Source organism: Robiginitalea sp. (genome assembly GCF_049588695.1).
Classification (GTDB): domain Bacteria; phylum Bacteroidota; class Bacteroidia; order Flavobacteriales; family Flavobacteriaceae; genus Robiginitalea.
Window position 1 is genome coordinate 1 of sequence record NZ_JBAVZJ010000428.1, and the last position, 6,532, is coordinate 6,532.

At 44.2% G+C, this 6,532-nt stretch carries 8 protein-coding genes; 4 read left to right on the plus strand and 4 right to left on the minus strand.

Annotated features, from left to right (window positions below; all coding sequences use genetic code 11):
* Positions 1–648: UDP-3-O-(3-hydroxymyristoyl)glucosamine N-acyltransferase (locus WBV75_RS10160; RefSeq protein WP_424120502.1), on the minus strand; the 648-nt coding region annotated here is incomplete at its 3' end.
* A gap of 48 nt (positions 649–696) precedes the next feature.
* Entirely contained in the window at positions 697–1,923 is a 1,227-nt protein-coding gene (locus tag WBV75_RS10165; RefSeq protein ID WP_424120503.1) for an HD domain-containing protein, read from the minus strand.
* A 100-nt stretch (positions 1,924–2,023) separates the two neighbouring features.
* On the opposite strand from WBV75_RS10165, the gene WBV75_RS10170 reads away from it, so the two are divergent.
* A complete protein-coding gene (locus tag WBV75_RS10170) occupies positions 2,024–3,568 on the plus strand; it encodes a PglZ domain-containing protein (RefSeq protein WP_424120504.1) in 1,545 nt (514 codons plus the stop codon).
* A 3-nt stretch (positions 3,569–3,571) separates the two neighbouring features.
* On the opposite strand, the gene WBV75_RS10175 is transcribed toward WBV75_RS10170, so the two are convergent.
* Positions 3,572–3,901, minus strand: coding sequence for a DNA-binding protein (locus tag WBV75_RS10175; protein ID WP_424120505.1), 330 nt, complete (start codon positions 3,899–3,901; stop codon positions 3,572–3,574).
* A gap of 199 nt (positions 3,902–4,100) precedes the next feature.
* On the opposite strand from WBV75_RS10175, the gene WBV75_RS10180 reads away from it, so the two are divergent.
* Positions 4,101–4,454, plus strand: a complete 354-nt coding sequence (locus WBV75_RS10180; protein WP_424120506.1) for a hypothetical protein — start codon at positions 4,101–4,103, stop codon at positions 4,452–4,454.
* A gap of 27 nt (positions 4,455–4,481) precedes the next feature.
* On the opposite strand, the gene WBV75_RS10185 is transcribed toward WBV75_RS10180, so the two are convergent.
* Positions 4,482–5,330, minus strand: a complete 849-nt coding sequence (locus WBV75_RS10185; RefSeq protein WP_424120507.1) for a hypothetical protein — start codon at positions 5,328–5,330, stop codon at positions 4,482–4,484.
* Positions 5,331–5,714: 384 nt separating this feature from the next.
* Between WBV75_RS10185 and tsaE the strand changes: the two genes are divergently transcribed.
* Positions 5,715–6,137, plus strand: a complete 423-nt coding sequence (tsaE, locus tag WBV75_RS10190) for a tRNA (adenosine(37)-N6)-threonylcarbamoyltransferase complex ATPase subunit type 1 TsaE (RefSeq protein ID WP_424120508.1) — start codon at positions 5,715–5,717, stop codon at positions 6,135–6,137.
* A 155-nt stretch (positions 6,138–6,292) separates the two neighbouring features.
* Positions 6,293–6,532: hypothetical protein (locus tag WBV75_RS10195; protein ID WP_424120509.1), on the plus strand; the 240-nt coding region annotated here is incomplete at its 3' end.

The following is a 6,532-nucleotide window of genomic DNA, read 5'->3' on the forward strand; positions in this document are numbered from 1 at the left end:
GGTAGTCCCTGCTCCCACGTCTACATGATCTTCCAGGATCACATTTCCGGTTTGAGGGACTTTGGCAAACTCCCCATTCTCATCCGGGGTAAAACCAAAACCATCCGCTCCCAGGATGACACCGCTATGTATGACGCAGTCTGCGCCAATTTGGGTCTCGGAGTAAATTTTAGCCCCTGCAAACACAATGGTATTGTCCCCTATTTGCACATTATCACCTATATAGACATTCGGATAAATCTTAACATTGTCCCCCAGGACGACATTTGCACCGATATAGGCGAAAGCGCCGAGGTAGATATCCGTTCCATAGGTCGCCGAATCCGATATAAAAACCGGTTTTTCAACCCCGGTCTTGTTATTTTTTACCTGATTGTAATACGCCAGTAACTTCGAAAAGGCTTTATACGCATCATCCACTTTTATGAGGGTGGAATTGAGCTCTTGTTCGGGAATGAAATCCTTATTTACAATGATAATAGAGGCTTCCGTCCTGTAGATGTAGGGCGTGTATTTTGGATTGGCCAAAAAAGTTAAAGAGCCGACTTCTCCCTCCTCAATTTTAGACAATTTGTGAACCGCAACTCCTGGGTTGCCATCCACCTCGCCTTCGAGGATGCCTGCGATCTGACTGGCCGTAAATTCCAAAAGGTTACCTGAAATTAGATTCGAATGTGGCAAAAGTAAGAAAAATTGTCATATCCCTTTTTTTGGATAGCAGATATAATACCGGGTCTGTGTTTCAGAAAGGGATCCGAGGTTTAAATGTCCGGAATGCCGGGCGACATCAGAAACCTCACCATTCTTTTCGAGAATGAGAATTTGGGTTTGCGCACTGTAGGTCTGATTGCTGATTTCCCCCGAGAAGACAAAATGGGATGCTTCTTCCCTGTTAAAACCGGTAGCCTTCATAAACTGCCTCATTTTCTTTTCAACACGCTCAGGTGCTACAGGCGTGTCCTTGATTTTTATAGTTGGTAGTTTTCGATCGAGGATCATTTCGCACAACTTGGCAAGGACAGGTTCTGAATCCTGTTGCCAGGATTTAAGAGCGGCCAGAATATCCACATCATCCAACAGGGCAAAAGTCTTCAGTGCAGCCCCGGAAATACCGGCCTGATTTTCCGAAAGGCCTAAAAAATAGTCCAGACTGGGAGAAGGACACTGCAGTTCCCCTTCCTTATAGAGCTGGCGGGCCCGCCGAATAATCCGTATTAAAAGCTGTTCTGCAGCCAGGCTCGTTTTATGCAGGTATACCTGCCAGTACATAAAACGACGAGCCATGAGAAATTTCTCAACGGAATATATCCCCTTGGCATCCACAACAAGGTTTCCCTTATAAACGGAGAGCATGGCAATCAGACGTTCAGAGTTGATGTTGCCTTCAGCTACCCCGGTATAGAAACTGTCTCGTTTTAAGTAGTCCATGCGGTCCATATCGATCTGACCGGATACAAGCTGATTCAGAAAGGGTATTGGATGGGTTTTTTGAAAAATATCAATACTCCTCTGCAGCCGCCCTTCAAAAACCGTATTGAGTTCTTCCATAAACCTAAGGGAGAGCCCCTCGTGGTCCAATCCGCGAAAAAGTTCCTTCTCCAGGGCATGGGAAAACGGCCCGTGGCCGATATCGTGGAGCAGTATCGCGCAAAGTAACCCCTCCGCATCCTCCTGGTCTATTTGAACGCCCTTCTGCCTGAGCATCCCAATGGCCTGCTGCATCAGGTGCATCGCCCCCAGGGCATGGTGAAACCGCGTATGATGTGCCCCTGGATACACCAAATAACTCAATCCCATCTGTGAAATTCGCCTGAGTCTCTGAAAGTAAGGATGTGCAATCAGGTCAAAAATCAGGTTATTGGGTATGGGGATAAATCCGTAAATTGGATCATTGAAAAGTTTCAACTTGGGAGGTCGCTTCAAAGGAATGGTTTTTGTGATCTCAAAGGTAGAAAATTGCCGCCAGAATCATCAATCAACTGCCGGTTCACGAGGGACGCCCCGTCCCCATAACAAACAAGTCATGGAAAAAATAAACATCCTATGGGTGGACGATGAAATCGATTTGCTCAAGTCCCATATCCTCTTTCTGGAAGAGCGGAATTACACTGTTGTCAAATGTCCCAGCGGGCAGGACGCTATTGAAGCCGTCGGGAAACAAGCCTTTGATATTGTCTTTCTCGACGAGAATATGCCCGGGCTTTCGGGGTTGGAAACCCTGATGGAACTGAAACAAATCAACGCCTCCCTGCCGGTGGTTATGATTACCAAAAATGAAGAAGAGAGCCTGATGGAAGAGGCTATTGGCTCAAAAATAGCAGACTATCTCATCAAGCCGGTCAATCCCAATCAAATCCTGTTGTCTTTGAAGAAAAATCTGGACCATTCCAGGTTGGTATCCGAGCGGACAACGGCCACCTACCAGCAGGAGTTCCGGAAAATCGCCATGGATCTTTCCATGGTAAACTCCTTTGAAGGATGGGTAGAACTTTACAAGAAATTGATTTACTGGGAACTGGAACTCGAGCATATTGAAGATAGCGGAATGTTTGAAATACTCGAGTCCCAAAAATCCGAAGCCAATCACCAGTTTGGGAAATTTATCGAAAAGACATACCCACAGTGGTTCAATGGAGGAGATGTTCCGGTGATGTCCCATACCCTGTTTCGCAAAAAAGTAGTCCCTGTCCTACAAAAAGGACCTACCCTGATGGTCGTGATCGATAACCTGAGATACGATCAGTGGATGGTGCTGGAAGAAGTACTGCTCCCCTACTATAAAAAATCTGAGGAAGCCGCATATTACAGCATACTCCCAACGGCCACGCAATATGCGCGCAATGCCATTTTTTCAGGGCTTATGCCCCTGGATATGGAGAAGCAGCACCCGAAACTGTGGAAAAACGATACGGACGAAGGCGGGAAAAACCTCCATGAGGCGGCGTTCCTCGAAGCCCAGTTAAAGAGGCTTGGATTAAATCTCAAATGGGAGTACCATAAGATAAGTTCGCTCAAGCAGGGAAAAAACCTCCTGAAACACTTTAAATCGCATGGCGATACGGAACTCACCGTAGTAGTATACAATTTTGTAGATATGCTCTCCCACGCGAAAACGGAAATGGAAGTAATCAAAGAACTGGCATCCAATGACAAAGCATATCGTTCCCTGACGCTGAGCTGGTTCCGGAATTCCCCATTGCTGGAGCTTATCCAACAAGCTCAGGCCAAGGGCACTCAACTCATCATAACTACAGATCACGGCACTATAAACGTTAAACAGCCTTCAAAGGTCATCGGGGATCGGGAGACCAGCCTGAATCTAAGGTATAAAACCGGGAAGAGTCTCACATATGAACGAAAGGATGTTTTGGAGTGTAAACAACCTTCAGATTTTCATTTGCCCAGTATCAATGTAAGCAGTTCTTACATCTTTGCCAGAAATGACCTGTTTTTTGCCTATCCCAACAACTACAATTACTACGCGGGTTATTATCGCAATACGTATCAGCACGGTGGGATATCCCTGGAAGAGCAGATCGTGCCCTTTGCGGTTTTACAACCTCGCTAAATCTTATAAGTATCTGGAATTGCGCTGATCCTCATCGGGTCTGGTGCGGTTTTTAAAATAACTCCCCTCCAGAATTTCCGTAACCTGATCGGGATTGCCAATACAGATCGAAAAGTTGACCTCCAGGACAAAATCATCCTTATAGTAATACGTTTTACGTCCACGGTCATATCCAATTTGAGCCTCGTAGTCCCGCAATTGCTCAATGAGGTAGTAAACGGTTCGCTCGCTGATCCTGAGCCTTTCAGCAATTCGTAAGGGAGATCCTGTACATTCCATTTCGATCAGGTTGTGCAGTCGTTGTAACCGCTCTACATGTTTAATTGTCTTCATAGTATCGTTTATTAAGGTTAGCTAAGGGACCAAAAGAGATAAAAGCAATATATAGATTATTTTCTATATTATAAATAATTATTGGGATTATTTCATATTTAAGTTCAAAAGACTTAGAATATTTTCTAACACTGCAAAAAGAGTGTATATTTGTGCAATCCAATAGCAGTTAGCTGTGATAAAAACTATCGATCGACTAATGATGTTTATCAAACAGTCAGGGTTAAGTGCCCGGCAGTTTGACTTGTCGATTGGAGCGAGTAACGGATATACGTTGCGAATGGCTAAAAACAAAGCATCCATTGGCAGCGATGTAATTGAGACCATCCTCAGGACTTACCCCGACTTAAATGTCGTTTGGCTCCTAACTGGTAATGGAGAGATGTTTAAGTCAGAAGAAGCTATAGAAACACTGGATTTCGATAGTCTTCCCGACCACAGAAAGCAGGAAATAGAGCGTATTATTGAGGTAAAAATCAAAGAGCGCCAGAGGGATGACTTAAAGGCTTTGCTAAGGGAGGTTACTCAGGAGATGGGCAAGGACCATAAATAAGACCTTCCGTTGCCCCAGATCCCTTAATCAAAGCACCTCAGGGTTATTCACCTTTATCTGCATCAGTTTATTTTGGATTTCTTCCCGGCTGAATTGCTCTAAATTCCTATCCAACTCAAGCTTTAGAAGCTGACGGTAATCCCGGGTAATCGAAATGCTTCGGATTAGTTTCCATAAAACCGCAACCACAATCACCGAAAGCAAGGCCAGTGGCAGGACCTTCAGATTCCCCGAGCTGTCAAGTTCACTAACTGACTGAAAAAGCTCCCAGAACTGATACAAATAAAACAGCACTGGCGAAAGAATCGCCCATCTCCACCAATACCTGCAGGTAGCAAACCAGACGAGCCCCAGTACGCAAAGAAACATTTTATTGGAAGCGTAGAATATGAAGGTAGAAGAATCGTGAAATCCAAAACTGCCCACACTTAAACCAAATATAACACTAGAAGCCTCATTTTCCGGTATCCAGTGACAGGCAAAAAGTATAACAAGTAAAACCAAAAGCAGGCTGCTCAAGGCCAAATTCAACAATAGACCGGATCCCCTGCCTGAAGAAGCGCGGGAGGCGGAATTTACCCCTTCCATCCGTTCCGCCAGGTTGCTGTAATAATATACCCGGTGCAGGTACTCTTTGGGGGAGAAATCTGACCTGCTTTGAAGGGTTTTTCGAATTTCCCGATTATATCTCGAATTCCAGGCCTCAAAGAGCTCTCTGCACCCCGCTTCAAAGGTTAGCTCTATATCTCGTTTTACCAGCCTTCCCTTAACGATATAGTCGAGAAATAAGATAAGACTTACAATCAAAAGGATTAAAAGAACGTCGGGGAAACCGAACAACAAATCAGAGAAATATGTGGATTCTTCATGATACACCCAAATAGGGTACGATATAAAATAGTATAATGCAGGCAAGAGCAGATACCTCCAAAACCCTTTTGAAAAAAAGAAGATTATCAGTGTAAAAACAAAAGAAGAAATATGCATAAATAAAAACCAAATAAAGACTTGATTATTGACAAAACCATGTGCAAATTCAAATCTCAAAAGCTGAATGGTATCACCCTCCATAGGAATTAAAAGGTGTAAAAAAGAAAGCAAAGGCAAAAACAATACGATTGTGGCAATAGTCACATCCACTATGGCCTGTTTTTTCCAGGATTTTGTTGGGTTCGAATACAGCATGTGGCGTATCTTTAGAGTTTATGGTTGGTAATGCCGGGGGCATTCCAGAGGCTTTTGATCCAAAAGATATAAAAAATGTCGAATATAATCTACAGCCTGGAGGAGATTCATGAAGCCATTGCCTTTCTCAGGAAGGGTGAAAGTTCCAAACTCTACTGCTTTTATGGGGGCCTGGGTGCGGGGAAAACTACCCTGATCAAGGCCTTAATTGCTGATCTCGGCGCTGTAGATGCGGGAAGCAGCCCCACTTTCGGCTTAATCCATGAGTATTTTGATGCCGCCGGTAATCTACTGGCCTACCATCTGGACTGTTACCGGCTCGAGGGGGAAGAAGAGGCCCTGGACCTGGGTATTGAGGAAATCCTGGGTACGGACTGCTATGTCTTTATCGAATGGCCCCAACGGATCGCAGGGCTTTTACCTCCACATTGCACGGATGTCTATCTGGAAATCAAAGGCATCAACCACCGGAAACTCAGTCTGGGCAGGTCGGGATGAGTAGAAAAAATGACACATCGTTCAAACTGAACTTTTATTGCAGAAACGTCGATGAACTACCTCTTTTTCGTTTAAAGGCTTGTTTTTATCGGTGAAATGCACTATGTTTGTACTAAATGGTTTCTTGTGGGTGTTATAAATTCCTACATTTGATAATGAAAATGAAAAACAATCTAATTCCTCCAGCCATGAACACTAAGAAATTTCTTTTTAGCCTCTTGACGATTGGTATCCTATCGGGAGCGGCCTGCACTAATGATATCGATGAGGCTTATGAACTTTCTTCAATTCGTCGAGATAAAGTTGTAAAGGGTCCTAAAAAGTCTGATAAACAAGCTATTCGTCGAGATAAAGTTGTAAAGGGTCCTAAAAAGACTGATAAGCAGGCAATCCGT

Bases quoted from the DNA above. Each gene is read 5' to 3' on its own strand.
- WBV75_RS10170 (WP_424120504.1), top strand. From the start codon at position 2,024: ATGGAAAAAATAAACATCCTATGGGTGGACGATGAAATCGATTTGCTC.
- WBV75_RS10175 (WP_424120505.1), bottom strand. From the start codon at position 3,901: ATGAAGACAATTAAACATGTAGAGCGGTTACAACGACTGCACAACCTG.
- WBV75_RS10180 (WP_424120506.1), top strand. From the start codon at position 4,101: ATGATGTTTATCAAACAGTCAGGGTTAAGTGCCCGGCAGTTTGACTTG.
- tsaE (WP_424120508.1), top strand. From the start codon at position 5,715: ATGTCGAATATAATCTACAGCCTGGAGGAGATTCATGAAGCCATTGCC.